Below are 24,259 nucleotides of genomic sequence, written 5' to 3' on the forward strand. Positions count from 1 at the left end.
CCGCCGGCGGGACGGTGCTCGCTAGTAACCTGTCGGGGTGCGACGACCCTCCCTGCTGCTGTCCGTGGTCCTCGGTCTCGCGACCCTGACGGGCTGCTCCGGCGGGGGGCCGTACTGCGACGCGGTCGACGCGGGCCGCGATTCGCTGGCCACCTTCGGCCAGCAGAACGACGCCGCGTTCGCCACCTACGCCGACGTCACGACGAAGGTCGCCCACGAGGCGCCCGAGGACATCGCGAAGCAGTGGACCGACATCGCCAAGGCGACCAAGAAGGTCGTGATCGCCCACCGCAAGGCCGACTTCGCGCTCGAGGACATGAAGAGCGAGGAGAAGGTGAACGCCCTGTCCCAGCAGGACATCGACCGGATCACCGCCGCCCACGAGGCCTTCAACGACACGAAGGCCCAGCGCGAGGACGTGGTCGAGCACGTGAACGACGAGTGCGGCATCGACCTGTCGAAGAAGTGAGGAGTTGACCGTGGCCCTGCCCGAGCTGACCGACGAACAACGCCGCGAGGCGCTGGCCAAGGCGGCCGCCGCCCGCCAGGTGCGTGCCGAGGTGAAGAACCGTCTGCGCCACTCCGGCGCGAGCGTCGCCGACGTGCTGGCCGAGGCCAAGCGCAACGAGGCCGTCGCCAAGATCAAGGTGCTCGACCTGCTCCAGAGCATCCCCGGCATCGGGAAGCTGACGGCCCAGCAGATCATGGCCGACCTGAGCATCGCCGAGAGCCGCCGCCTGCGCGGCCTCGGCACGAACCAGGCCAAGGGCCTCGTCGCCGAGATCGCCCGCCGTGGCTGAACCACGCAGTGCTGAACGGCGCGGTCGCCTGATCGTGCTGGCCGGGCCCACCGCGGTCGGCAAGGGCACGGTGGCGGCGTGGGTGCGCGAGCACCACCCCGAGATCTGGATGTCCGTCTCGGCCACCACCCGGCCCGCCCGGCCGGGCGAGGTCGACGGCCGGCACTACCACTTCGTGACCCCCGAGGAGTTCGACCACCTCATCGCCACCGACGGCCTGCTCGAGTACGCCACGGTCCACGGCGTCAACCGCTACGGCACGCCGCGCGCCGCCGTGGAGGAGAAGCTGGCGCAGGGCGAGTCGGTCCTGCTGGAGATCGACCTGCAGGGCGCCCGCCAGGTGCGCGAGCGGTTCCCCGAGGCGTTCCTGGTGTTCCTGGCGCCGCCCAGCTGGGACGAGCTGGTCAACCGCCTCGTCGGCCGCGGCACCGAGACCGAGGCCGAGCGCGAGCGTCGCCTGGCCACCGCCCGCGAGGAACTGGCGGCAGTGTCGGAGTTCGACGCCACCATCGTCAACACCGAAGTCGAGGAAGCGGGGCGGGAGTTGGTAGACTTGTTCAGATCACGCCCGCCAGCCGACCCTGCCGGGTAATCCTCGAACTTCTGGAGATTCTGAGTGTCCACGACACGTTCTGCCGCCGAAGGCATCACCAACCCGCCGATCGACGACCTGCTCGAGAAGGCGGACTCCAAGTACAAGCTCGTCCTCTACAGCGCCAAGCGCGCTCGCCAGATCAACGCGTACTACTCCCAGCTCGGCGAGGGCCTGCTCGAGTACGTCGGCCCGCTGCTCGAGACCGAGGTCCAGGAGAAGCCCCTGTCGATCGCGCTGCGCGAGATCAACGCCGGCCTGCTGACCGTCGAGGACATCACCCCCGACGCCGACGCGCCCGCGACCACCGACGAGGCCTGAGCCTGACGTCGCGATGAGTCGCATCGTCCTCGGCGTCACCGGCGGCGTCGCCGCCTACAAGGCGGCGCTGCTGCTGCGCCTGTTCACCGAGGCTGGGCACGACGTCCGCGTCGTGCCCACCGAGTCCGCGCTGGAGTTCGTCGGCGCCCCCACGTGGGAGGCCCTCTCGGGGAACCCGGTCCAGACCGGCGTGTTCGAGAACGTCCCCCAGGTCCCGCACGTGAAGCTGGGCCAGACCGCCGACCTCGTCGTCGTCGCCCCGGCGACGGCCAACACCCTGGCCCGCGCGGCGCACGGGCTGGCCGACGACCTGCTGACCAACACGCTGCTCACCGCCCGGTGCCCGGTCGTGATGGCTCCGGCCATGCACACCGAGATGTGGGAGCACCCCGCCACGGTCGCCAACGTCGCCACACTGCGTGAGCGCGGCGTGCTGGTCATCGAGCCCGACTCCGGGCGCCTCACCGGCGCCGACACCGGCCCCGGCCGGCTGCCCGATCCCGAGGCCATCCACGCGGTGTGCCTGCAGGTGCTGCAGGGCCGCCCGCGCGACCTCGCCGGCCAGCACGTCGTGGTCTCGGCAGGTGGCACGCGCGAGTTCCTCGATCCGGTGCGATTCCTGGGCAACCGCTCGTCGGGTCGCCAGGGGATCGCCCTCGCCGAGGCGGCCCTCGCCCGCGGTGCCACGGTCACGCTGGTGGCCGCCAACGTGGCGATCGACGTGCCCGCCGGCGCCGAGGTGGTCCGGGTCGTCACCACGTCCGAGCTGCGCGAGGCGATGCTCAAGGCCGCCGAGTCCGCCGACGCCGTCGTGATGGCGGCCGCACCGGCCGACTTCCGGCCGGCGTCCTTCGCCGACGCGAAGATCAAGAAGCAGCCCGACGGCGTCGCGCCGTCGATCGAGCTGATCGAGAACCCCGACATCCTCGTCGAGCTCGTCCGCACCCGCTCGGGTCGCCGTCCGGTCATCGTCGGATTCGCCGCCGAGACCGGCGACGCGAACGGCTCGGTGCTCGACCACGCTCGCGCCAAGATGGCCCGCAAGGGCTGCGACCTGCTCGTCGTCAACGACGTCGGGTCCGAGCGCACGTTCGGCCAGCCCGACAACGAGGTCACCATCCTCACGGCCGAGGGATCCGAGCATCCCGTGGCCCGCGCGGCCAAGTCCGAGATCGCCCACGCGATCTGGGACGCGGTCGTCCAACGGGTGGAATGAACCCGCCCCCTCATCACCCGCCCACTACAGTCATCACGACGTCTCAGACGTCGTAGCCACCAGCCAGAGAGGTAACCGTGAGCCGTCTATTCACCTCGGAGTCCGTGACCGAGGGTCACCCGGACAAGATCGCCGACCAGATCAGCGACAGCATCCTCGACGCACTCCTCGCGCAGGACCCGAAGAGCCGTGTCGCGGCCGAGACGTTCGTGACCACGGGCCTGGTCCTGGTCGGCGGCGAGGTCACCACCGAGGCGTACGCCGACATCGCGCGGATCGCGCGCGACCGCGTGCTCGCGATCGGCTACGACTCGTCCACCAAGGGCTTCGACGGTGAGTCCTGCGCCGTGCAGGTCACCCTCGACGCGCAGTCGCCCGACATCGCGCAGGGCGTCGACACGGCCGAGGAGGCCCGCCTCGGCGGCGCCACCGACCCGCTCGACCTCCAGGGCGCCGGCGACCAGGGCCTGATGTTCGGCTTCGCCTGCGACGAGACCCCCGAGCTGATGCCGCTGCCGATCACCATCGCGCACCGCCTCTCCGAGCAGCTGACCAAGGTCCGCAAGGACGGCACGCTGCCGTACCTCCGTCCCGACGGCAAGACCCAGGTCACCATCGAGTACGACGACAACGACAAGCCCGTGCGCGTCGAGGCGATCGTCATCTCCACCCAGCACGAGGAGGGCGTCGATCTCGAGCACCAGCTGCCCTCCGACCTCAAGAAGCACGTCATCGACGAGGTCCTGAGCCAGTACGACATCGACTCGTCGAACTACAAGTCGCACATCAACCCGACGGGCAAGTTCGTCATCGGCGGCCCCATGGGCGACGCCGGCCTGACGGGCCGCAAGATCATCGTCGACACCTACGGCGGCTACGCCCGTCACGGTGGCGGCGCGTTCAGCGGCAAGGATCCGAGCAAGGTCGACCGCTCCGCCGCGTACGCGATGCGGTGGGTCGCCAAGAACATCGTCGCCTCCGGCCTGGCCACCAAGGCCGAGGTCCAGGTCGCGTACGCGATCGGCGTGGCCCACCCGGTCGGCTTCTACGTCGACACGTTCGGCACCGAGGTCGTCGCGGTCGACACGATCCGCGAGGCCGTGCTCGAGGTCTTCGACCTGCGCCCGGCCGCGATCGTGCGCGACCTCGACCTGCTGCGCCCGATCTACGCCGAGACGGCCGCCTACGGCCACTTCGGCCGCCCGGGCCTGCCGTGGGAGAGCACCGACCGCGCCGACGCCCTGCGCGCGGCCGCGGGTCTCTGATCCCGTGCCCCGGGGCCCTGTCGGGCCCTGCTGGTAGAACAGCCGAGTGAACCCAGCACAGCGGCGTGTCGCGAGAGTCCTCGTCGACACGCCGCTGTCGCATCTGGACCGTCCGTTCGACTACGCCGTCCCCGACGAGCTGGCCGAGGCGGTCGTCCCGGGGTGCCGGGTCAAGGTGCGCTTCGCGGGGCGGCTCGTCGACGGATTCGTCCTCGAGCTCGCCGACGACTCCGCGCACGACGGCAAGCTCGCGGCGGTCGCCAAGGTGGTCTCCTCCGAGCCGGTCCTGACCGCTCAGGTCGCCGCCCTCGCGCGCGCCCTGGCCGACCGCTACGCGGGCACCGCGGCCGACGTGCTGCGGCTCGCGATCCCGCCGCGCCACGCCCGTGCCGAGGCCCACCCGCCGGTCGAGCCGGCACCACGGCCGCCCGACATCGGCAGCGCCTCGTGGCACGCCTACGTGCACGGCGCGTCCTACGTCGAGGCGCTGGCGGCGGGGGAGTCGCCCCGCGCCGTGCTGAACGTGCTGCCGCGCCACGAGCCCGAGCGGGCCGTGGCCGAGGCGGTGTCGGCGGTCGTGCGGTCGGGTCGGGGCGCGGTAGTCTGCGTGCCCGACGTGCGTGAGGTGGCTCGCTGGCACGCGGCCTTCACCGAGGCCCTCGGTCCCGACGCCCACGTGGCACTCACGGCCGCCGACAAGCCCGCGGCGCGCTATCGCAACTTCCTGCGGGTCTCCCGCGGTGAGGTGCAGGTCGTGCTGGGAACCCGTGCCGCCGCCTACGCGCCCGTGCGCGACCTCGGTCTCGTCGTGATCTGGGACGACGGCGACGACCTCCACGCCGAGCCCCGCGCGCCGTACCCCCACACCCGCGAGGTGCTGCTCACCCGGGCGATCGACACGGGTGCCGGCGTGCTGATCGCGGGCCATGCGCGCACGGCCGAGGCCCAGTCCCTCGTGCAGCAGGGCTGGTGCGCCGAGATCGTCGCCGACCAGGCGTCCCGCCGGCGCGAGTGGCCCGTGGTCGAGGTCACCGACGGCACCGAGCACGGCGCGGCCGCCGCACGGCTGCCCGCCGCGGTGTTCCAGGCGGTCCGGGCCGCCGAGGGTCCCGTGCTCGTCCAGGTGCCCCGGCGCGGCTACCGCACCTCCTTGGCGTGCCAGGACTGCCGCACGCCGGCCTCCTGCCCTCAGTGCCACGGACCGCTGCTGCAGCACCGCGCCGACGCCCCGCTGGTGTGCCGCTGGTGCGCCACGGAGGTGCCCCGCTGGCGCTGCACCGAGTGCGGCGGCACGCGCCTGCGCGCCCCGGTCGTGGGCCAGCTGCGCACCGCCGAGGAGTTCGGCGCCGCCTTCCCCGACCGCACCGTCCTCACCTCGGGCGGTGACACGGTGCTCGAGACGGTCGATCCCGAGGGTCACCCGCTCGTGCTGGCCACGCCCGGTGCCGAGCCGCCCGTCCCCGGCGGCTACGCCGTGGTGGTGCTGCTCGACACGTGGCTCATGCTGGGCCGCGACGACGTGCGCGTCACGGAGGAGTCGCACCGGCGCTGGTTCAACGCCCTGGCGCTGTCGGCCTTCGGCGCGCGCGCCGTCGCGGTCGGCGACACCACCGTTCTGCAGGCGCTCGTCCGGGCTGACCCGGTGGCCGTGGCCGCCCGTGAGCTCTCCGAGCGCGCCGAGACCCACCTGCCGCCCGTCGGGCGCCTCGCCACGGTCGACGGCACCGACGACGTGATCGGCGTCCTGGCGCGGCGGTCGTGGCCGGCGTTCGTCGACGTCCTCGGCCCGGTCCCGCTGGAGCCGGGCCGCGAGCGCCTCATCCTGCGGGTGCCCCGGCGCGAGGGACTGGCGCTCGCGGCGGTGCTCAAGCAGGTGGCCGCCGAGCGCAGCGCGGCCAAGGAGACACCGGTGCGGATCCAGGTCGACCCCGTCGCCTTCTGAGCCGCCCGGCGGCACGACCTAGACTCGGCGGGTGAAGATCGTGTTCGCCGGGACCCCGGCCACCGCCGTGCCGACGCTCGAGGCGCTCGTCGCCAGCCGCCACGAGGTGGTCGCCGTGATCACCCGTCCCGACGCGCGGGTCGGCCGCGGCCGCTCGTTGCAGCCCTCGCCCGTGGCGGTGGCCGCCGAGGCCCACGGGATCGACGTGCTCAAGCCGACGTCCACGTCCGACCCCGAGTTCCTCGACGCGTTGGCGGCCACGGAGGCGCGCCTGGGCGTGATCGTCGCGTACGGTGCGCTGCTGCGCCGCGACGTGCTCGACGCCCTCGAGTTCGGCTGGATCAACCTGCACTACTCCGTGCTGCCGGCCTGGCGCGGAGCCGCCCCGGTGCAGCGCTCGATCATGGCGGGCGACGAGATCACCGGCGCCACCGTCTTCAGCCTCGTGGAGGCGCTGGACGCCGGCCCGGTGCTCGGCACGATCACCGAGCGGATTCAGCAGGACGACACCACCGGAACGCTCCTGGACCGCCTGTCCGACCAGGGCGCCACCCTCGTCGTCGACGTCGTCGACCACATCGAGGAGGGCGACATCGGCGCGGTGCGCCAGCCCGAGGACAACGTCTCCTACGCCCACAAGCTGACCACCGAGGACGCTCGCATCGACTGGAACCGCCCCGCCTTCGCCGTCGACCGCCAGATCCGCGGCTGCACGCCCGCGCCGGGCGCCTGGACCGAGGTGGACGGGGCGCGCCTGAAGATCGGGCCGCTCACCATCGCCGAGGAGTCCACGCTCAAGCCGGGCGTGGCGTCGATCGGCAAGCGCGAGGTGCGCGTCGGCACCACCACGACCGACGTCGTGCTGGGCGAGGTGCAGCCGCACGGCAAGAAGGCGATGGCCGCCGCCGACTGGGGCCGGGGCCTCGGCGGCGCCACCGAGGTGGTGTTCGCATGAGCGCCAAGGCCATCACCGATCCGCGTGAGGTCGCGTTCGAGGTCATGTCGGCCGTCCGGACGCGCGAGGTGTACGTCAACCTGCTGCTGCCGACCTTGCTGGGCGGACTGTCCGAGCGCGATGCCGCCCTGGCGACCGAGCTGACCCACAACACGATCCGCAACCAGGGCACCTACGACGCGATCATCGATCGCGTGGCCACGGGCACGGTCCACCCGGCCGTGCGCGACGCACTGCGCCTCGGTGCCCACCAGCTGCTGGCGATGCGCGTGCCGCCCCACGCGGCCGTCGACACCACCGTGAACCTGGTCCGTCGCCGGATCGGGCACCGGCCCGTCGGCTTCACCAACGCGGTCCTGCGCAAGATCGGGCAGAAGGACCTCGGCCTGTGGCTCAACGAGGTCACCACGGGGCTGAGCCGGCTCGACGCGCTGGCCGTCCGGTACTCGCACCCGCGTTGGGTGGTCGAGGCGCTGGAGCAGGCCGTCGGCCCGGACCAGCTCGAGGACCTGCTCGAGGCCGACAACGTGCCGCCCTACGTCACCCTCGTGGCCCGACCCGGACTCGTCGACCCGCGGTCTCTGCCGGGGGAGACGGGCCGGCTCAGCCCCTATGCCCGCGTGATGACCGCTGGAGGAGACCCGGGCTTCGTGCCCGCCGTGCGCGACGGCCGCGCCGGGGTGCAGGACGAGGGCTCGCAGATGGTGGCGATCACCACGGCCGAGGCGCCGCTCGAGGGGTACGACACGCACTGGCTCGACCTCGCCGCGGGGCCCGGTGGCAAGGCCGCACTGCTCGGCGCGCTCGCCGCCCAGCGCGGTGCCTCCCTCGTGGCCAACGAGATGCAGCCGCACCGCGCCGAGCTCGTCCGTCAGTCCGTGCGGGCGCTCAACAACGTCGAGGTCACGGTCCACGACGGCCGCAAGGGTCCGTGGGAGGAGGAGTCGTTCGACCGCGTCCTCCTCGACGCCCCGTGCACCGGGCTGGGCGCCCTGCGCCGTCGTCCCGAGGCCCGCTGGCGACGCCGTGCCGAGGACGTCCCCGAGCTCGTCACGCTGCAGCGGCAGCTGCTCACGCGCGCCATCGACCTGGTCCGGCCGGGGGGAGTGGTGGGCTACGCCACCTGCTCGCCGCTGCCCGCCGAGACCCGCGAGGTCGTCGAAGCGGTGCTCGCCGAGCGGTCCGACGTGACGGTCGAGTCCGAGCACCACTGGTGGCCGCACATCGACGGCACGGACGCGATGTACCTGGCGCTGCTGCGCCGCAGCTGACGGATACGCTCGCCCCATGCGCATCACGCCGAGCCTGCTGAACGCCGACTTCGCGAACCTGGCGGGGGAGGCGGCCCGGATCCCGACGGCCGACTTCCTGCACATGGACGTGATGGACAACCACTTCGTGCCGAACCTGACGCTCGGCGCGCCCGTGATCGAGGCGCTGGCGAAGGCCGCGCCGCAGCCGATCGACGCGCACCTGATGATCGAGGAGCCCGACCGCTGGGCGCCGCAGTTCGTGGAGGCGGGCGCGTCGAGCGTCACCTTCCACGTGGAAGCCGCGAAGGCGCCGGTGCGCTTGGCCCGCGAAATCCGCGCGCAGGGGGCCCGCGCGTCGATGGCGCTCAAGCCCGCGACGCCGATCGAGCCCTACGAGGACCTGCTCCCCGAGCTCGACATGGTGCTGATCATGACGGTCGAGCCGGGGTTCGGCGGCCAGAAGTTCCTGGACCTGTGCCTGCCGAAGATCCGTCGCACGCGCGCCCTGCTCGACCGGCTCGGTGGCGACATCTGGCTCCAGGTCGACGGCGGCGTCTCGCTGGAGACGATCGAGCGCTGCGCGGAGGCCGGCGCCGACACCTTCGTGGCCGGTTCGGCGGTCTACAGCGCCGACGACCCGGGCGCCATGGTGGAGCGTCTGCGTGAGACGGCCGTCGGCGCCTGCCACTGAGCCGCTAGACTTTCCCCGTACGAGCTAATCGCTCGCGTGCTCCGGGGTCGGTGCAAGTCCGAACCGGCGGTGACAGTCCGCGACCCGAGGCCCTGCTCGCAGGGCCGAGGTTGAACCGGTGGAACTCCGGTACCGACGGTGAAAGTCCGGATGGAAGGCGCACGCTGCTCGGACGCATCCTGCGTCCGAGCCGTCCCCGGTGTCCCGTGAGCCTGATGTCAGGGAGACCGGTGGCCAGTCAGACCGAGACCGACGCGATGCGCCGGGCCGTCGAGGCCGCTCGCACCGTGGGTCGCACCCTGCCCAACCCGCGGGTCGGCTGCGTGCTGCTCGACGCCGCGGGCCGTGAGATCGCCGTGGGCGTCCACCGGGGCGCGGGCACGCCTCACGCCGAGGTCGACGCCCTGCAGCTCGCCGGCGACCGCGCCCAGGGCGCCACCGCCGTCGTCACCCTCGAGCCGTGCAACCACACCGGCCGCACCGGCCCCTGCACGCAGGCGCTGATCGCCGCCGGCGTGACCCGCGTGGTCTTCGGCACCAGTGACCCGGCCGAGGGTGCCGGGGGAGCGAAGGTCCTCCTCGAGGCGGGCCTCGACGTCGAGGGCGGCGTCCTGGCCGACGAGACCGACGAGCTGGTCCGCTTCTGGTCCCACCGCCACCTCCATGGGCGGCCGTTCGTCACCTGGAAGTACGCGGCGACGCTCGACGGCCTCAGCGCCGCGCCCGACGGCACCAGCAAGTGGATCACCAGCCAGACCGCCCGCCGCGACGTCCAGGCCTTCCGCGCCGAGTGCGACGCCATCATGGCCGGCACCTACTCCGTGCTCGCGGACGATCCGCGGCTCACCGTGCGCGACGCCGCCGACCTGCCGCTGCCGTACGACCGGCAACCGCTGCGCGTCGTGGTGGGGGAGTCGAAGATCCCCGCCTACTACCGCGTGTTCGACCGCGTCGCGCCCACGCGCCAGATCCACTCGCGCGACCCCCACGAGGTCCTCGCCGAGCTGCAGGCCGAGGGCATCCACCACGTCTGGCTCGAGGGCGGCCCCCGCCTCGCCGGGGCGTTCTGGGGCGATGGCCTCATCGACCGTGTCATCGGCTACATGGCGCCGGCGATGCTGGGCTCCGGTCGCGCCGCGCTCGAGGGCGAGGCGACCACGCTCGCGGACATCCGCCCCATCGAGATCACCGACCTGCGGATGGTCGGACCCGACATCCGCATCATCGGCACGCCGGGCCGGATGCCGCGCGAGGACATGGACACACCGATCGAGGAACCGGACAGCGAGGGCACGAACTGATGTTCACGGGCTTGGTGGAGGAGAAGGGCACGGTCGTGGCCCTCGACGACCTCGGCGACGCGGTGCGGATCACGATCCGCGGACCCGTCGTCACGTCGGACGCCGGACACGGCGACTCGATCGCGGTCAACGGCTGCTGCCTGACGGTGGTCGACCCGACGCAGGACACGTTCAGCGCCGACGTCATGCGCGAGTCGCTGAACCGCACCAGCCTCGGCGACCTGGAGGCCGGATCCGAGGTCAACCTGGAGCGCGCGATGCAGGCCGGGGCCCGGATGGGCGGCCACATCGTCCAGGGCCACGTCGACGGCACCGCCACGCTCATCGACCGCGCTCCGAGCGAGCACTGGGAGGTCGTCCGGTTCAGCCTCCCGGCCGAGCTCGCCCGCTACGTCGTGGACAAGGGCTCGATCACCGTCGACGGCACGTCGCTCACCGTGGTCGAGGCCGGCGACGACTGGTTCAGCGTGTCCCTCATCCCCACCACCCTCGCCGACACCGTGCTCGGCGACCGCAAGCCCGGCGACCGCGTCAACCTCGAGGTGGACGTCATCGCCAAGTACGTCGAGCGACTGCTCGAGAAGGGAGCTCACTCATGATCGAGGAGCAGCACACCGGAGTCCGCCTCGACAGCATCGAGCGCGCGATCGCCGACATCCGCGAGGGGAAGGCGATCGTCGTCGTCGACGACGAGGACCGCGAGAACGAGGGCGACATCATCTTCGCCGCCTCCAAGGCGACGCCCGAGCTGATGGCGTTCCTGGTCCGCTACTCCAGCGGCCTGGTCTGCGCGCCGATCACGGGCGAGATCCTCGACCGGCTGGCGATCCCGCTGATGACCCCGCACAACCGCGACCGGCTGCGCACGGCCTACACCGTGTCGATCGACGCGCGCGACGGCGTGACCACCGGCATCTCGGCCTCCGACCGCGCCCGCACGTGCCGTGTGCTCGCCGACTCGGCCACCGAGCCGTTCGAGCTGGTCCAGCCCGGCCACATCGTGCCGCTGCGCGCCAAGCCCGGCGGCGTGCTGGAGCGCGCCGGCCACACCGAGGCCGCGGTCGACTTCGCCCGCCTCGCGGGCCTGACCCCCGCCGGCGTGATCGGCGAGGTGATGAACGATGACGGCACGCTCAAGCGCGCGCCCGAGTTGCGCGAGTTCGCCGACGAGCACGACATGGCACTCGTGTCGATCGCCGACCTGCAGGTGTACCTGCGCCTGCACGAGTCGCAGATCACCCGCCTCGCCGACGCCCACCTGCCCACCGAGTTCGGCACGTTCCGCGCCATGGGGTTCAAGGACCGCATCGACGGCGCCGAGCACGTGGCCCTCGTCCACGGCGAGCCCGGCACCGAGGACGTGCTGGTCCGCCTGCACTCCGAGTGCCTGACGGGTGACGTCTTCGGCTCGCGCCGCTGCGACTGCGGCCCGCAGCTGGAGGCCGCGATGGCCGAGGTCGTCGCCGCCGGCGCCGGCATCGTGGTCTACCTGCGCGGCCACGAGGGCCGGGGGATCGGCCTGCTGCACAAGCTGCGCGCCTACGAGCTGCAGGACCAGGGCCAGGACACGGTCGACGCGAACCTCTCGCTCGGCTTCGGCGAGGACGAGCGCGACTACGCCGCCGGGGCGCAGATCCTGCGCGAGCTCGGCGTCACGTCGGTGCGCCTGCTGACCAACAACCCCGACAAGTCCACCCAGCTGGAGCAGTACGGCGTCAAGGTCGCCGAGCGGCTGCCCGTGGTCATCGCGCCGACGCCTGACAATTTGCGCTACCTGCAGACCAAGGCCGCCCGCATGGGCCACGACCTGCCCGACCTCCACCTGGACGAGGAGATCTGACATGGCCGGACACGGAGCACCCGAGATCACGGTCGACGGCAGCGGCGCCAAGGTCGCCGTCGTCGCGTCGAGCTGGCACACCGTCGTGATGGACGGCCTCATCGCCGGCACCGACCGCGCGCTGAAGGAGGCCGGCGTCAGCGACACGACGCTGCTGCGGGCGCCCGGCTCCTTCGAGCTGCCGATCATCGCCCAGGCCTGCGCGAACGCCGGCTACGACGTGGTCGTTGCGCTCGGCGTGATCATCCGCGGCGGGACGCCCCACTTCGAGTACGTCTCGGCGGCCACCACCGACGGGCTGTCCCGCGTGGCCCTGGACACCGGCGTGCCGATCGGCTTCGGCCTGCTCACGTGCGACACCGAGCAGCAGGCGCTCGACCGCGCCGGCCTGCCGGGATCGCCCGAGGACAAGGGCCGCGAGGCCGCCGAGGCCGCCCTCTCGGCATGGGCGACCGTCCGGGGCCTGACGCCCCGCCGATAGGATGACGACGATGAAGACGTTCGATGGCCTGTTCGCGGAACTGTCCGAGAAGGCCGCCTCCCGCCCCGAGGGCTCGCGCACCGTCGCCGAGCTCGACGCGGGCGTGCACGCGATCGGCAAGAAGCTCGTGGAGGAGGCCGCCGAGTCGTGGATGGCCGCCGAGCACGAGGGACCTGCGCGTGCGGCCGAGGAGATCAGCCAGCTGCTGTACCACGCGCAGGTGATGATGATCGCCGCTGGCATCTCCCTCGATGACGTCTACTCCCACCTCTAGGAAGCCCCACATGCTCAAGGTCGCCGTCCCCAACAAGGGCGCCCTGTCCGAAGCCGCCGCCGCGATGCTGACCGAGGCGGGCTACCGCCAGCGTCGCCACGCCAAGGACCTCGTCACCGTCGACGCCGAGAACGACGTCGAGTTCTTCTACCTGCGTCCGCGCGACATCGCCATCTACGTCGGCGAGGGCACGCTCGACGTCGGCATCACCGGCCGCGACCTGCTGCTGGACTCCGGCGCCAAGGCCGACGAGGTCATGGAGCTGGGCTTCGCGGGCTCCACGTTCCGCTTCGCCGCCCCCGAGGGCCAGCTGACCAGCGAGTCCGAGCTCCAGGGCCGCCGCATCGCCACGTCGTACCCCGGCATCGTGCGCCCGCACCTGGAGCGGCTCGGCATCGAGGCCCAGGTCGTGCGGCTCGACGGCGCGGTCGAGTCCTCGATCCGCCTCGGCGTCGCCGACGCGATCGCCGACGTGGTGGAGACCGGCACCACGCTGCGCCAGGCGGGCCTGGAGGTCTTCGGCGACCCGATCCTCACCTCCGAGGCGCTGCTGATCGCGCGCTCAGCCGCCGAGGTGCCCGCGGGCTTCGACGTGTTCCAGCGCCGCCTGCAGAGCGTCATTGTGGCGCGGACCTACGTGATGATGGACTACGACATCCGGGTCCAGAACGTCGACGAGGCCGTCCGGCTCACCCCGGGCATCGAGTCGCCCACGGTCTCGCCCCTTCATCGCGAGGGGTGGGTCGCGGTCCGGGCGATGGTCCCGCGCGAGGCCACCCAGAAGATCATGGACGAGCTGTACGCCCTCGGGGGCCGCGGCATCCTCGTCACCGACATCCTGTCGTGCCGGATCTGACGATGGGCCAGTCAGTCTCGCGGCGCACGTTCCGTCCCGTCGGCGTCATCGTCGTGATGTGGGCGTGCGTCGTCGTGCTCGCCGTCCTCGCCGCGCTGATCGGGATCCGCCTGCCCGAGGAGTACAAGTTCACGACCTCCCAGACCGCCACCATCTGGGTGCTCATCGGCTTCATGGCGCTGTTCGCCCTGTTCGTCTCACGCAGCCACGTCACGGCCGACGACGAGGGACTGACCTTCGTCAACGGCTGGCGCCGTCGCACGCTGCGCTGGGACGGGATCTCCGTCGTCTCGATGCGCCCCGGCACGCCGTGGCCCACGGTCGAGACGAAGGACGGCCGCCGCTTCGCCCTGTTCGCGATCCAGGCCAGCGAGGGCGATCCGGCGCGCGACGCCGTGACCTGGCTGTCCGGGCACGTCCGATGAGTCACGACGACGGTTCCTGGGGTGGCGGACGCTCGCTGGCCGAGCCGGCGTTCCCCGGCGACGACGGTGCCGTCGATCCCTCGCTCGACCTGACCGACGACACCACGCTGCTCGCCACGATCGGCACGGCGCGGGTGTTCGTCCCGGTCGTGGCGGTGCTGGGGGAGCGGGCCACCGACGGCAGCGACAAGAACTCCGACATGGCGGCGGTCCTGATGACCGGCGCCGACGGGCGCACCGCGCTGCTCGCGTTCAGCTCGCTGGAGACGATGAGCCGCTGGAACCCGACCTCGCGTCCCGTGCCCGTCTTCGGCCGCGACGCCGCACGGGCCGCCCTCGCCGATGGCGCCTCGGCCATGCTGCTCGATCTCGGCCAGCCCACCTTCGGGGTCGTGGAGACCGAGGACCTCGAGCACGTCGCCGCCGAGCACGTGCTGGTGCGCACCGCCGCCGGCACTGCCTGGATCGAGCCGGCGCGCGACTAGTCCTCCAGCGGTGCCACGCCCGTCAGCGGCACCGTGATGTGGACGTTCCCGTCGTGCCGCTCGACCCGGGCGACGAACCCGGCTCGTCCCACCGTGCGCAGCAGGGTGTCGTTCGCGGTGGCGGTGACGAAGGTCAGCCGTTGGGCGCCGAGCGCCCGGGCCCGTCCGGCGCCCTGCTTGACGAGCATCGTGCCGATGCCCCGGCCCTGCCACGCGTCCTCGACGATCAGGTGGAACGTCCACCGGTCCTCGACCTGCTCCACCAGGCCGTGGCCCACGATGTCCAAACCTGACTGCACGACGACGGCCATGCCACTGTCGGGGACGACGAGCCGACGTGCCAGCCGCGTGGTCATCGGCATCCGCAGCGGTGCCTGGTACCGGTGGTAGAGCGTCTCGGCGCTGCAGCGCTGGTGCAGGGCGGCGACGCCCTCGATGTCGGCGAGGGTGGCCCGGCGCGTCAGGGGCAACGGGGTCCGCTGGGCCGGCTGGAGCAGCGGCACGTCCATCCCCGCGTCACTGACGAGGGAGAGCAGTGCCTGGGCGCGGGACCGCTCGGCGGGCGTGAAGGGGACCGCCCGGCTGATCCGCAGGCTCGTGCCGTTGCGGCGCTGCAGGTCCAGCACGTCGTGGCCGTTGTAGTCCAGGACGTCCGGGGGAGTGGTGCCCAGCAGGTCGCGGAGCACGCTCTCGACGTCCCGCCCGCCCTCCAGCACCTCGTGCATCCCGCGGAGGTAGCGGGTCGCCTCGTCGTCGAGGGCGTCGGGACCCGTGCGGGTCACGGCCACGCGCGTGCCGCCGGCCTTCTCGAACACCTCGGCCAGCTGCAGGTCGGTCATGCCCGGTGCCGCGGTCACCACGAACTCGTCGGTCACGGTCGGGTCGCCGGGAAACACCTGCATGCTCGCGATGTTCACCTCGGCCTGCCCGCACGCGAGGGCGATCTCGGCCAGGATGCCGGGCCGGTTCTCCAGTGTCGTCCGCACGCGCCACATCATGCGACCAGTCTGACCCGCCGGTGTTTCGTCCCGATTTCCTCCGGGAACGAATCGGCTGCTAACATGGTTGACTGAAGTGGAGGTCACTCCCACCTGCCGGGTTCAAGGATCCGGGGGTCACCCGCTGCGGGTCGTTCTCGAACGATCTCGCGGCGTGCGGCACCGTACGGTGCGTGTGGTGGCTTTCGCTTCGACGGAGGCCACCTTTTTCGTGTCCTCCAAACCCGATCTCAGGAGGATCCATCAGCACAGATCTGCGCGTCAACGAGCGCATTCGCGTACCGGAGGTCCGGCTCGTCGGACCCAGCGGTGAACAGGTCGGCATCGTTCGCATCGAAGATGCCCTGCGCCTGGCCGCCGAGGCCGATCTCGATCTCGTCGAGGTCGCCCCCCAGGCCCGGCCCCCGGTCTGCCGCCTCATGGACTTCGGCAAGTTCAAGTACGAAGCCGCCCAGAAGGCGCGCGAGTCGCGACGCAACCAGACGAACACGGTCATCAAGGAGATGAAGCTCCGCCCGAAGATCGACCAGCACGACTACGACACCAAGAAGGGTCACGTCGTGCGGTTCCTGAAGGCCGGAGACAAGGTCAAGATCACGATCATGTTCCGCGGCCGCGAGCAGCACCGTCCCGAGCTCGGGTTCCGGCTGCTGCAGAAGCTCGCCGCCGACGTGGAGGATCTCGGCTTCATCGAGTCGAACGCCCGCCAGGACGGTCGCAACATGACGATGGTGCTTGGACCTCACAAGAAGAAGTCCGAGGCGCAGGCCGAGGTCAAGGCCGAGAAGGCCGTGACCACCGCCGCCCGCGAGGCTGAGCGCGAGGCCGAGGCCGAGGCCGAGAAGGTCCATCGCGAAGAACACCAGAAGACAGCGCCGCCGAAGAAGCCTCGCCGGCGCTCCGAGAACCTCGATCCAGACATGGAGGCATAACCGTGCCGAAGTTCAAGCCCCACTCGGGCATGAAGAAGCGCATCAAGATCACCGGCAAGGGCAAGCTCCGCCGCGAGCAGACCAACCGCCGCCACCTCTTGGAGGTCAAGTCCTCGACCCGAAAGCGCCGCCTCGACGGCACGACGTCGGTGTCGAAGGCTGACACCAAGCAGGTCAAGAAGCTGCTCGGTCTCTGAGCGCCCCCGAACTTTACGAAGATTTGAAGGAGTAACACTGTGGCACGCGTCAAGCGTTCAGTGAACGCGCAGAAGAAGCGCCGCGAGATCCTCGAGCGGGCCTCCGGCTACCGCGGACAGCGCTCGCGCCTGTACCGCAAGGCCAAGGAGCAGGTCACCCACTCGCTGGTCTACTCGTACAACGACCGCAAGGCTCGCAAGGGCGACTTCCGTCGTCTCTGGATCCAGCGCATCAACGCCGCCGCGCGTGCGCAGGGCATCACCTACAACCGCTTCATCCAGGGCCTGAAGGCCGCCGAGGTCGAGGTCGACCGCAAGATCCTCGCGGATCTGGCCGTCAACGACATCGCGGCGTTCAACGCTCTCGTCGAGGTCGCCAAGGCGAACCTCCCCGAGGACGTCAACGCTCCCAAGGCCGACTCGGCCGTCTGAGCTCCGGCTCAGTTCCACTCGTGGCGAGCCCCGGCGATCTGACCGTCCGTTCCGGACGGGTCAAGACCGCTCGGCGGCTCGCCACGCGTGCGTTCCGGGTCAAGACCGGCGAGTTCCTCGCCGAGGGCCCCCAGGCCGTGCGTGAGGCCCTCGATGCGCCGGGCGCGGTCATCGAGGTCTTCGCCACGGTCGACGCCACCGAGCGCCACCCCGAGCTGGCCGAGCGTGCCGAGACCTGGCACGTCGTCACCGACGACGTCGTCGAGGAGATCGCCGACTCCGTCACCCCGCAGGGACTCGTGGCTCGCTGCCACTCGATCCTCACCACGCTGGCCGACGTCCCGCAGGACGCGCGACTCGTGGTGGTCTGTGCCGAGATCCGCGATCCCGGCAACCTGGGGGCCGTCATCCGGTGCGCCGACGCGGCCGGAGCGGCCGGCGTCGTCGTGGCCGGCGACAGCGTCGACCCGCTCAACCCCAAGGTCGTCCGCGCCACCGCGGGCTCCCTGTTCCACCTGCCGATCGCCGTCGAGCGCGACGTCGAGGCGACCATCGCCGAGCTCCAGCGCCGCGGCTGCCAGGTGCTCGCCGCCGACGGCGCCGGTGAGACCGGCCTGTTCGACGCCGACCTCGACCTGTCCGTGCCCACCGCCTGGATGATGGGCAACGAGGCGCACGGACTTCCCGATCACTGGGCGCGCGCGGCCGACCGCGTCGTCCACGTGCCCATCCTGGGCCGCGCCGAGAGCCTGAATCTGGCCACCGCCGCGGCGGTCTGCCTCTACGCCTCCGCGCGCGAGCAGGGCTAGGCTCTGGCCGTGCCCTTCGAAGACTTCCCAGACGGCATCATCGTCGCCGACGAGCACGCCAAGGTGACACTGGCGAACAAGTGGGTCCGCTACTGGGCGCGTGCCGAGGGCGACGAGATGATCGGGATGGACCTGCGGGACGCGGTCCCGTTCGATGACCTCGCCGGCAACAGCTGGTTCGACTCCGTCCACCCGTACGACGGCCTCGCGATCCGCAAGCGCATCAGCGAGTCCTCCTGGTACTCCCCGCGCGGCAGCGAGTACCTCATCACCGCCTCCCTCGTGCGCGAGCGGCCCGCGGGCCGGGTCATCAAGGTGATCGTGAGCATGCGCAACGCCCGCGTGCGCCTGCAGCGCGACCGGCAGAAGTCCGACATGGTGGCCACGGTCGCCCACGAGCTGCGCTCGCCGCTGACCGGCATCAAGGGCTTCTCGGCCACGCTGCTGAGCCGTTGGGACGCGTTCACCGAGGACCAGCGCCTGTTCATGCTGCAGACCATCGACGCCGACGCCGACCGGCTCAGCCGCCTCATCACGGAGCTGCTCGACGCCGCGCGCATCGACGCCGGACGACTGTCGCTGCGCACCGAGCCGGTCCAGCTCGACGAGCTCACGGGGCGGGTCCTGAACTCGGTCTTCTCCGCGGTCGACGAGCCTCCCCAGCCCCGCGTCGAGGGCGAGGTGCCGGTGGTGTGGGGCGACGCCGACCGCGTCACCCAGGTGCTCACCAACCTCGTGGAGAACGCGATCCGCCACGGCGAGGGACTCCGCGAGGTCGTCGTGGCGTCCGAGCCCCGCGGCGACATCGACGGGGTTGCGGTGCGGATCGTCGACAGCGGTCCGGGCATCCCCGAGGAGTCGCGGGTCCGCATCTTCAGCCGCTTCTGGAGGTCGGGTCCCGGGGCCGGCAGCGGCCTGGGCATGTTCATCGTGCGTGGCGTCGTCGACCAGCACGGCGGGTCGATCGTCATCGAGGACGCCGACGGCGGGGGAGCGTCGATCTGCGTGTGGTTCCCGGTGAACGAGCCGGACACCATGGCGTCCTGACGCGCCGATAGACTCAAGGGCGTGTCTGCGCCCAATTCCGACTACGACCCGGTCGAGGTGACGCCCCTGCGCGCCGACGAGGTCGAACGCATGCGTGACGAGGCCCTCGCGGCGATCGCCGCGGCCGAGTCCCTCGACGCCCTCAAGCAGGTGCGCATCGACCACACCGGCGATCGCTCGCCCCTCGCGCTGGCCAACCGCGAGATCGGTGCGCTGCCGCCCGCCGCCCGCAAGGACGCCGGCCAGCGAGTCGGTCAGGCCCGCGGCGCCGTGAACCAGGCCCTGGCCGCCCGCACGACCGAGGTCGAGGCCGTCGAGTTCGAGCGCCGCCTCGCCGCCGAGACCGTCGACGTCACGCTGCCGGTCGACGTCGAGCCGGTCGGCGCGCGTCACCCGATCACCACGATCCAGGAGCACGTCGCCGACATCTTCGTCGCGATGGGCTGGGAGGTGGCCGAGGGCCCCGAGGTCGAGGCCGAGTGGCTGAACTTCGACGCCCTCAACCTGGGCCCCGACCACCCGGCACGCACGATGCAGGACACGTTCTGGCTCGACCCCGAGTCGGCCGCGATGGTGCTGCGGACCCACACCTCGCCGGTGCAGGCGCGCACGATGCTGACCCGCCAGCCCCCGATCTACATCGTCTGCCCGGGTCGCGTCTACCGCACCGACGAGGCCGACGCGACGCACATGCCCGTCTTCCACCAGGTCGAGGGCCTGGCGATCGACAAGGGCCTGTCGATGGCGCACCTCAAGGGCACGCTCGACCACTTCGCGCGCGCCGTCTACGGCACAGAGATCACCACCCGGTTCCGTCCCTCCTACTTCCCGTTCACCGAGCCCAGCGCCGAGGTCGACCTGCTCTGCTACGTGTGCCACAACGATCCCGCCGAGGTCGCCTCGTGCCGGACGTGCGGCGGCGAGGGCTGGGTCGAGTGGGGTGGCTGCGGCGTCGTGAACCCGCGTGTCCTGGTCGCGTGCGGCGTCGATCCCGAGGAGTACTCGGGCTTCGCGTTCGGCATGGGCCTCGACCGCACCGTCACCAGCCGCTACGACATCGCCGACCTGCGCGATCTCTGGGACGGCGACGTCCGCTTCACCGAGCCCTTCGGAGTTGGTCTCTGACATGCGTGTCCCCGTGGAGTGGCTGCGGTCACTCGTCGAGCTTCCCGATGCCGTCACGACGGAGCAGCTGGCCGACCGCCTGACGATGTACGACCTCAAGCTGGAGGAGATCGTCGGCGGCGGGCTCAGCGGTCCGCTGACCGTCGGTCGCGTCCTGGCGATCTCGCCCGAGGAGCAGAAGAACGGCAAGACGATCAACTGGTGCAGGGTCGACGTCGGCGCGCAGAACGATCCGTCCGTGCCCGACGCCCCTGGCGAGGACGTGCCGTCGCGCGGCATCGTCTGCGGCGCCCACAACTTCGGTGTCGGCGACCTCGTCGTGGTGTCGCTGCCGGGCACCTACCTGCCCGCGCTCGGCTTCGAGATCGGCTCGCGCAAGACCTACGGCCACGTGTCCGACGGCATGATCTGCTCCACCACCGAGCTGGGCCTGGCCGACGACGAGACCTCGGCCCACGGCATCGTCGTCCTGCCGGCCGGCTCGGCCGAGCCCGGCGACGACGCGATCGCGCTGCTGGGCCTCGGCGACCAGACCCTCGACCTCGAGGTCAACCCCGACCGCGCCTACGCGCTGAGCCTGCGCGGTGTCGCCCGGGACACCGCTCTCGCGTTCGACGTGCCGTTCACCGACCCCGCCGACCGCGAGGTGCCGTCCGCCGACACCCCCGCGTACCCCGTGCGCGTCGAGGACCCCGCGGGCTGCCCCGTCTTCACCACGCTCGTGGTGGAGGGCATCGATCCGTCGGCCACCACGCCGGCCTGGATGGCCAAGCGCATCGCCGACGCCGGCATGCGGCCGATCTCGCTCACCGTCGACATCAGCAACTACGTGATGCTCGAGCTGGGCCAGCCCAACCACTGCTACGACCGCGCCAAGGTCAACGGCGAGATCGTGGTGCGCCGCGCGACCGAGGGTGAGCGACTCACGACCCTCGACGGCGTCGACCGTGCCCTCACCACCGAGGACCTGCTGGTGGCGGACTCGTCCGGGCCGATCGGACTCGCCGGCGTCATGGGCGGCGACCACACCGAGATCGACGCCACGACGACCGATGTCCTGGTCGAGGCCGCCTACTGGGATCCGGTGACGATCTTCCGCGCGGTCAAGCGCCACAAGCTGCCGTCGGAGGCCGCCAAGCGCTACGAGCGCGGTGTCGACCCGGCACTGCCGCTCGTCGGCGCGGCCCGGGTGGCCGAGCTGCTGGTCGAGCTGGCCGGCGGCACGCTCGCGCCGGGCGCCACCGTCGTCGGGACCGCGCCTGCGCGGAAGCCGGTCACGTTCTCCACCGACCTGCCGGCCCGCATCAGCGGCCTGCCGATCACGCCCGAGCAGGCGCAGGACACCTTCGAGCGCAACGGCTGCACGGTTGAGCTCGCCGGTGACCGCTTCACGGTCACCCCGCCGTCGTGGCGCTTCGACCTGAACGACCCCTACGACTTCGTCGAGGAGGCGCTGCGCACCGCCGGGTACGAGAACGTCCCCTCGGTGCTGCCCACGCCCACGGGCGGACGGGGCCTGTCTCGCGACCAGGAGCTGCGGCGTCGCGTGGGCCACGTGCTCGCCGGGGCCGGTCTCGTCGAGGTCACCACGCTGCCGTTCGTCGGCCCCGCCGACCTCGACAGGCTCGGTCTGCCCGCCGAGGACGCGCGGCGCGAGCTCGTCCGGCTGGCGAACCCGCTGTCGGCCGAGGAGCCCGGGCTGACGCCCACGCTGCTGATCGGCCTGCTGCGCGCGGCGTCGCTCAACATCGGACGCGGCCACGAGTCGGTCGCCCTGAGCGAGATCGGGCGCGTGTTCCACCCGCGCGAGGGCAGCCCCGCGGCGCCGATCCTCGGCGTCGACCGGCGCCCCACCGACGAGGAGCTCGCCGCCCTCGACGCGGCGCTGCCCGAGCAGCCCCGCCACACCGGCTTCGTGCTGGTGGGGGAGCGCACGCGCTCCGGCTGGGCCGGCCCGGGTCGCGCCGTCGCCTGGACCGACGCGCTCGCGATCGCCCAGCGCGTCGCGGCGAACCTGCACGTCGACCTGACGGTGGAGGCGGCGAGCCTCGCCCCCTTCCACCCGGGTCGCTGTGCCCGACTCAGCATCGACGGCCGCGTCGTCGGCCACGTCGGCGAGCTGCACCCCAAGGTGGCCGAGACCTACGGCCTCCCGGGCCGCGTGGCCGCCGGCGAGCTCGACCTCGACGCACTCATCGAGTCCGCGCCGGCGATCGGCCCGAAGCCCCACTTCTCGGCCTTCCCGGTCGCGAAGGAGGACTTCGCCTTCACGGTGGACTCCGCCCTGACCGCGGGCGAGCTGGAGTCGGCGATCGCGTCGGCGAGCCCGCTGCTGGAGTCGGTGCGACTGTTCGACGTGTACACCGGCGACCAGGTCGGCGAGGGCCGCAAGTCCCTCGCGTTCAAGGTGCGCCTGCGTGCCGAGGACCGCACGCTCACCGACGCCGACATCAAGGCCGCGCGCGAGCAGATCGTCGCGGCCGCCGCGACACTCGGGGCCGGGCTGCGCTGACCGGCATCCGGCCTGTCCGGGTGATTGGATGGACGCATGACCGAGATCACACGCGTTCGGATCGAGCACGACCTGCTCGGAGAACGTGAGGTACCGGCGGACGTCTACTGGGGCGTGCACACCCTGCGCGCCCTGGAGAACTTCCCGATCACCGGTGTCCCCATCGCCATCAGCCCGTACCTGCCCCAGGCGCTCGCCGCCGTCAAGGAGGCCGCCGCCGAGGCGAACCATGATCTCGGCCTGCTCGACGACGAGCGGCACGCCGCCATCGTGCAGGCGTGCCAGGAGATCCGCCGCGGCGAGCTGCACGACCAGTTCGTCGTCGACGTGATCCAGGGTGGTGCCGGCACCTCCACGAACATGAACGCCAACGAGGTGATCGCGAACCGCGCCCTCGAGATCCTGGGCCACCCGCTCGGCGACTACACCCGCCTGCACCCGAACGAGCAGGTCAACCTCAGCCAGTCGACGAACGACGTCTACCCGACGGCGGTCAAGATCGCCGTCATCAACGCGACCCATGACCTCATCGCCGCGATGGGCGACCTCCAGGAGGCATTCGCCGCGAAGGCCGTCGAGTTTCACGATGTGCTGAAGATGGGCCGTACGCAGCTGCAGGACGCCGTGCCGATGACGCTCGGCCAGGAGTTCGGCACGTACGCGCTGATGATCGCCGAGGACCGCACGCGGCTGCGCGAGGCCGTGATGCTGCTGCACGAGATCAACCTCGGTGCCACCGCGATCGGCACCCAGCTCAACGCCCCGAACGGCTACGTCCCGCTGGCCCGCCAGCACCTGTCGCGGATCACCGGACTCCCGCTGGTGACCGCGGTGGACCTCATCGAGGCCACCCAGGACTGCGGCTCGTTCGTGCAGATGTCCGGTGTGCTCAAGCGAGTGGCGGTGAAGCTGTCGAAGATCTGCAACGACCTGCGGCTGCTGTCCTCGGGTCCGCGCGCGGGGCTGGGCGAGATCAACCTGCCGGCGCGCCAGGCCGGGTCGAGCATCATGCCCGGCAAGGTGAACCCCGTGATTCCCGAGGTGGTCAACCAAGTCGCCTTCCAGATCATCGGGCACGACGTCACCGTGTCGATGGCGGCCGAGTCGGGTCAGCTGCAGCTCAACGCGTTCGAGCCCGTGATCTGCTACTCGCTGTCGGCCGGGCTCTACCGGCTGCGCACCGCCATCACGTCGCTCACGGAGAACTGCGTCAAGGGCATCACGGCCAACACCGAGCACCTGGCGATGGAGGTGGCGAACTCGATCGGCCTGGTCACCGCCCTGAACCCGTACCTGGGCTACCAGACCGCGACCGAGCTGGCCAAGGAGGCGCTCGCCACGGGCCGGGGCGTGGCCGAGCTCGTGCTGGAGAAGGGCCTGCTGCCGCAGGACGAGCTCGAGCGGATCCTGCGGCCGGAGACGCTGGCCCATCTGGGGCCCAAGCCGGCCGACCGTTCCGGCGGCGTGTGAGGGGTGAGGTGGCACGGCGGCAGGGGTGTACCCTGTCGCC

27 protein-coding genes and 1 riboswitch are annotated in these 24,259 nt (G+C 71.6%); of the genes, 26 read left to right on the top strand and 1 reads right to left on the bottom strand.

Annotated features, from left to right (window positions below; translation table 11 throughout):
- The first annotated feature begins 37 nt into the window (after positions 1-37).
- The 18 genes from B2363_RS03545 to B2363_RS03630 all read left to right on the top strand — a co-directional run bounded on the left by B2363_RS03545 (position 38) and on the right by B2363_RS03630 (position 14,697).
- Positions 38-469, top strand: coding sequence for a hypothetical protein (locus B2363_RS03545; RefSeq protein WP_181755949.1), 432 nt, complete (start codon positions 38-40; stop codon positions 467-469).
- A 10-nt stretch (positions 470-479) separates the two neighbouring features.
- Positions 480-800 carry an integration host factor, actinobacterial type gene (gene mihF, locus B2363_RS03550; RefSeq protein WP_286928495.1) on the top strand — a complete coding sequence of 107 codons (321 nt, stop codon included), beginning with the start codon at positions 480-482 and terminating at the stop codon, positions 798-800.
- Positions 793-1,392 carry a guanylate kinase gene (gene gmk / locus B2363_RS03555; protein WP_286928496.1) on the top strand — a complete coding sequence of 200 codons (600 nt, stop codon included), beginning with the start codon at positions 793-795 and terminating at the stop codon, positions 1,390-1,392. Before mihF ends, gmk begins: the two co-directional genes overlap by 8 nt.
- Before the next feature lie 24 nt (positions 1,393-1,416).
- The gene (rpoZ, locus tag B2363_RS03560) at positions 1,417-1,713 is read left to right on the top strand and encodes a DNA-directed RNA polymerase subunit omega (RefSeq protein ID WP_181755946.1); all 297 of its coding nucleotides are present in this window, start codon (positions 1,417-1,419) and stop codon (positions 1,711-1,713) included.
- Positions 1,714-1,726: 13 nt separating this feature from the next.
- The gene (gene coaBC, locus B2363_RS03565) at positions 1,727-2,929 is read left to right on the top strand and encodes a bifunctional phosphopantothenoylcysteine decarboxylase/phosphopantothenate--cysteine ligase CoaBC (RefSeq protein ID WP_286928497.1); all 1,203 of its coding nucleotides are present in this window, start codon (positions 1,727-1,729) and stop codon (positions 2,927-2,929) included.
- Positions 2,930-3,006: 77 nt separating this feature from the next.
- Positions 3,007-4,194, top strand: a complete 1,188-nt coding sequence (gene metK, locus B2363_RS03570; RefSeq protein WP_286928499.1) for a methionine adenosyltransferase — start codon at positions 3,007-3,009, stop codon at positions 4,192-4,194.
- A gap of 46 nt (positions 4,195-4,240) precedes the next feature.
- Positions 4,241-6,136 carry a primosome assembly protein PriA gene (locus B2363_RS03575; protein ID WP_286928501.1) on the top strand — a complete coding sequence of 632 codons (1,896 nt, stop codon included), beginning with the start codon at positions 4,241-4,243 and terminating at the stop codon, positions 6,134-6,136.
- 31 nt (positions 6,137-6,167) lie between these two features.
- Positions 6,168-7,091: a methionyl-tRNA formyltransferase gene (gene fmt, locus B2363_RS03580; RefSeq protein ID WP_286928502.1), complete on the top strand. Its 924-nt coding sequence runs from the start codon at positions 6,168-6,170 to the stop codon at positions 7,089-7,091.
- Positions 7,088-8,362, top strand: a complete 1,275-nt coding sequence (locus B2363_RS03585; RefSeq protein ID WP_286928503.1) for an RsmB/NOP family class I SAM-dependent RNA methyltransferase — start codon at positions 7,088-7,090, stop codon at positions 8,360-8,362. Before fmt ends, B2363_RS03585 begins: the two co-directional genes overlap by 4 nt.
- 16 nt (positions 8,363-8,378) lie before the next feature.
- The gene (gene rpe, locus B2363_RS03590) at positions 8,379-9,035 is read left to right on the top strand and encodes a ribulose-phosphate 3-epimerase (RefSeq protein ID WP_286928504.1); all 657 of its coding nucleotides are present in this window, start codon (positions 8,379-8,381) and stop codon (positions 9,033-9,035) included.
- Between the two features lie 33 nt (positions 9,036-9,068).
- Positions 9,069-9,201, top strand: a riboswitch (FMN riboswitch).
- Between the two features lie 49 nt (positions 9,202-9,250).
- Positions 9,251-10,336: a bifunctional diaminohydroxyphosphoribosylaminopyrimidine deaminase/5-amino-6-(5-phosphoribosylamino)uracil reductase RibD gene (ribD, locus tag B2363_RS03595; RefSeq protein ID WP_376785944.1), complete on the top strand. Its 1,086-nt coding sequence runs from the start codon at positions 9,251-9,253 to the stop codon at positions 10,334-10,336.
- Positions 10,336-10,935 (top strand): riboflavin synthase, encoded by a 600-nt coding sequence (locus tag B2363_RS03600; RefSeq protein ID WP_286928508.1) that lies wholly within the window; start codon positions 10,336-10,338, stop codon positions 10,933-10,935. The genes ribD and B2363_RS03600 overlap by 1 nt, the downstream gene beginning before the upstream one ends.
- Entirely contained in the window at positions 10,932-12,176 is a 1,245-nt protein-coding gene (locus B2363_RS03605; RefSeq protein ID WP_286928510.1) for a bifunctional 3,4-dihydroxy-2-butanone-4-phosphate synthase/GTP cyclohydrolase II, read from the top strand. Before B2363_RS03600 ends, B2363_RS03605 begins: the two co-directional genes overlap by 4 nt.
- A gap of 1 nt (position 12,177) precedes the next feature.
- Positions 12,178-12,657, top strand: coding sequence for a 6,7-dimethyl-8-ribityllumazine synthase (gene ribH, locus B2363_RS03610; RefSeq protein WP_181755938.1), 480 nt, complete (start codon positions 12,178-12,180; stop codon positions 12,655-12,657).
- A 10-nt stretch (positions 12,658-12,667) separates the two neighbouring features.
- The gene (locus B2363_RS03615; RefSeq protein WP_078701480.1) at positions 12,668-12,931 is read left to right on the top strand and encodes a phosphoribosyl-ATP diphosphatase; all 264 of its coding nucleotides are present in this window, start codon (positions 12,668-12,670) and stop codon (positions 12,929-12,931) included.
- 10 nt (positions 12,932-12,941) lie between these two features.
- Positions 12,942-13,787, top strand: coding sequence for an ATP phosphoribosyltransferase (hisG, locus tag B2363_RS03620; protein ID WP_286928512.1), 846 nt, complete (start codon positions 12,942-12,944; stop codon positions 13,785-13,787).
- Between the two features lie 2 nt (positions 13,788-13,789).
- Complete coding sequence (locus tag B2363_RS03625) at positions 13,790-14,212, top strand: PH domain-containing protein (RefSeq protein ID WP_286928513.1); 423 nt, start codon at positions 13,790-13,792, stop codon at positions 14,210-14,212.
- Positions 14,209-14,697 carry an SseB family protein gene (locus B2363_RS03630; protein ID WP_286928515.1) on the top strand — a complete coding sequence of 163 codons (489 nt, stop codon included), beginning with the start codon at positions 14,209-14,211 and terminating at the stop codon, positions 14,695-14,697. The genes B2363_RS03625 and B2363_RS03630 overlap by 4 nt, the downstream gene beginning before the upstream one ends.
- Here the strand turns inward: B2363_RS03630 and B2363_RS03635 are convergent.
- Complete coding sequence (locus tag B2363_RS03635; RefSeq protein WP_286928516.1) at positions 14,694-15,695, bottom strand: GNAT family N-acetyltransferase; 1,002 nt, start codon at positions 15,693-15,695, stop codon at positions 14,694-14,696. The genes B2363_RS03630 and B2363_RS03635 overlap by 4 nt on opposite strands.
- A gap of 173 nt (positions 15,696-15,868) precedes the next feature.
- On the opposite strand from B2363_RS03635, the gene infC reads away from it, so the two are divergent.
- Genes infC through aspA form a run of 8 tightly spaced genes read left to right on the top strand, consistent with a single transcriptional unit; the run spans position 15,869 to position 24,219 of the window.
- Positions 15,869-16,627, top strand: a complete 759-nt coding sequence (gene infC, locus B2363_RS03640) for a translation initiation factor IF-3 (RefSeq protein WP_286928517.1) — start codon at positions 15,869-15,871, stop codon at positions 16,625-16,627.
- Between the two features lie 2 nt (positions 16,628-16,629).
- The gene (gene rpmI / locus B2363_RS03645; RefSeq protein ID WP_078700949.1) at positions 16,630-16,824 is read left to right on the top strand and encodes a 50S ribosomal protein L35; all 195 of its coding nucleotides are present in this window, start codon (positions 16,630-16,632) and stop codon (positions 16,822-16,824) included.
- Between the two features lie 39 nt (positions 16,825-16,863).
- The gene (gene rplT, locus B2363_RS03650) at positions 16,864-17,256 is read left to right on the top strand and encodes a 50S ribosomal protein L20 (protein WP_078700950.1); all 393 of its coding nucleotides are present in this window, start codon (positions 16,864-16,866) and stop codon (positions 17,254-17,256) included.
- 20 nt (positions 17,257-17,276) lie between these two features.
- The gene (locus B2363_RS03655; protein ID WP_286928520.1) at positions 17,277-18,065 is read left to right on the top strand and encodes a TrmH family RNA methyltransferase; all 789 of its coding nucleotides are present in this window, start codon (positions 17,277-17,279) and stop codon (positions 18,063-18,065) included.
- A gap of 9 nt (positions 18,066-18,074) precedes the next feature.
- Positions 18,075-19,112 (top strand): PAS domain-containing sensor histidine kinase, encoded by a 1,038-nt coding sequence (locus B2363_RS03660; RefSeq protein WP_286928521.1) that lies wholly within the window; start codon positions 18,075-18,077, stop codon positions 19,110-19,112.
- Between the two features lie 21 nt (positions 19,113-19,133).
- A complete protein-coding gene (gene pheS / locus B2363_RS03665) occupies positions 19,134-20,237 on the top strand; it encodes a phenylalanine--tRNA ligase subunit alpha (protein WP_286928523.1) in 1,104 nt (367 codons plus the stop codon).
- A gap of 1 nt (position 20,238) precedes the next feature.
- Complete coding sequence (pheT, locus tag B2363_RS03670; protein ID WP_286928525.1) at positions 20,239-22,749, top strand: phenylalanine--tRNA ligase subunit beta; 2,511 nt, start codon at positions 20,239-20,241, stop codon at positions 22,747-22,749.
- 36 nt (positions 22,750-22,785) lie between these two features.
- Positions 22,786-24,219: an aspartate ammonia-lyase gene (aspA, locus tag B2363_RS03675; protein ID WP_286928527.1), complete on the top strand. Its 1,434-nt coding sequence runs from the start codon at positions 22,786-22,788 to the stop codon at positions 24,217-24,219.
- The last annotated feature ends 40 nt before the right edge of the window (positions 24,220-24,259 follow it).

The organism is Aeromicrobium sp. UBA7512 (assembly GCF_002476985.1).
GTDB classification, from domain to species: domain Bacteria; phylum Actinomycetota; class Actinomycetes; order Propionibacteriales; family Nocardioidaceae; genus Aeromicrobium; species Aeromicrobium phoceense.

Coding starts and splice junctions, on each gene's coding strand:
- coaBC (WP_286928497.1), top strand. CDS start 1,727: ATGAGTCGCATCGTCCTCGGCGTCACCGGCGGCGTCGCCGCCTACAAG.
- B2363_RS03585 (WP_286928503.1), top strand. CDS start 7,088: ATGAGCGCCAAGGCCATCACCGATCCGCGTGAGGTCGCGTTCGAGGTC.
- rpe (WP_286928504.1), top strand. CDS start 8,379: ATGCGCATCACGCCGAGCCTGCTGAACGCCGACTTCGCGAACCTGGCG.
- ribD (WP_376785944.1), top strand. CDS start 9,251: ATGTCAGGGAGACCGGTGGCCAGTCAGACCGAGACCGACGCGATGCGC.
- B2363_RS03600 (WP_286928508.1), top strand. CDS start 10,336: ATGTTCACGGGCTTGGTGGAGGAGAAGGGCACGGTCGTGGCCCTCGAC.
- B2363_RS03605 (WP_286928510.1), top strand. CDS start 10,932: ATGATCGAGGAGCAGCACACCGGAGTCCGCCTCGACAGCATCGAGCGC.
- ribH (WP_181755938.1), top strand. CDS start 12,178: ATGGCCGGACACGGAGCACCCGAGATCACGGTCGACGGCAGCGGCGCC.
- B2363_RS03615 (WP_078701480.1), top strand. CDS start 12,668: ATGAAGACGTTCGATGGCCTGTTCGCGGAACTGTCCGAGAAGGCCGCC.
- hisG (WP_286928512.1), top strand. CDS start 12,942: ATGCTCAAGGTCGCCGTCCCCAACAAGGGCGCCCTGTCCGAAGCCGCC.
- B2363_RS03625 (WP_286928513.1), top strand. CDS start 13,790: ATGGGCCAGTCAGTCTCGCGGCGCACGTTCCGTCCCGTCGGCGTCATC.
- B2363_RS03630 (WP_286928515.1), top strand. CDS start 14,209: ATGAGTCACGACGACGGTTCCTGGGGTGGCGGACGCTCGCTGGCCGAG.
- B2363_RS03635 (WP_286928516.1), bottom strand. CDS start 15,695: ATGATGTGGCGCGTGCGGACGACACTGGAGAACCGGCCCGGCATCCTG.
- pheT (WP_286928525.1), top strand. CDS start 20,239: ATGCGTGTCCCCGTGGAGTGGCTGCGGTCACTCGTCGAGCTTCCCGAT.
- aspA (WP_286928527.1), top strand. CDS start 22,786: ATGACCGAGATCACACGCGTTCGGATCGAGCACGACCTGCTCGGAGAA.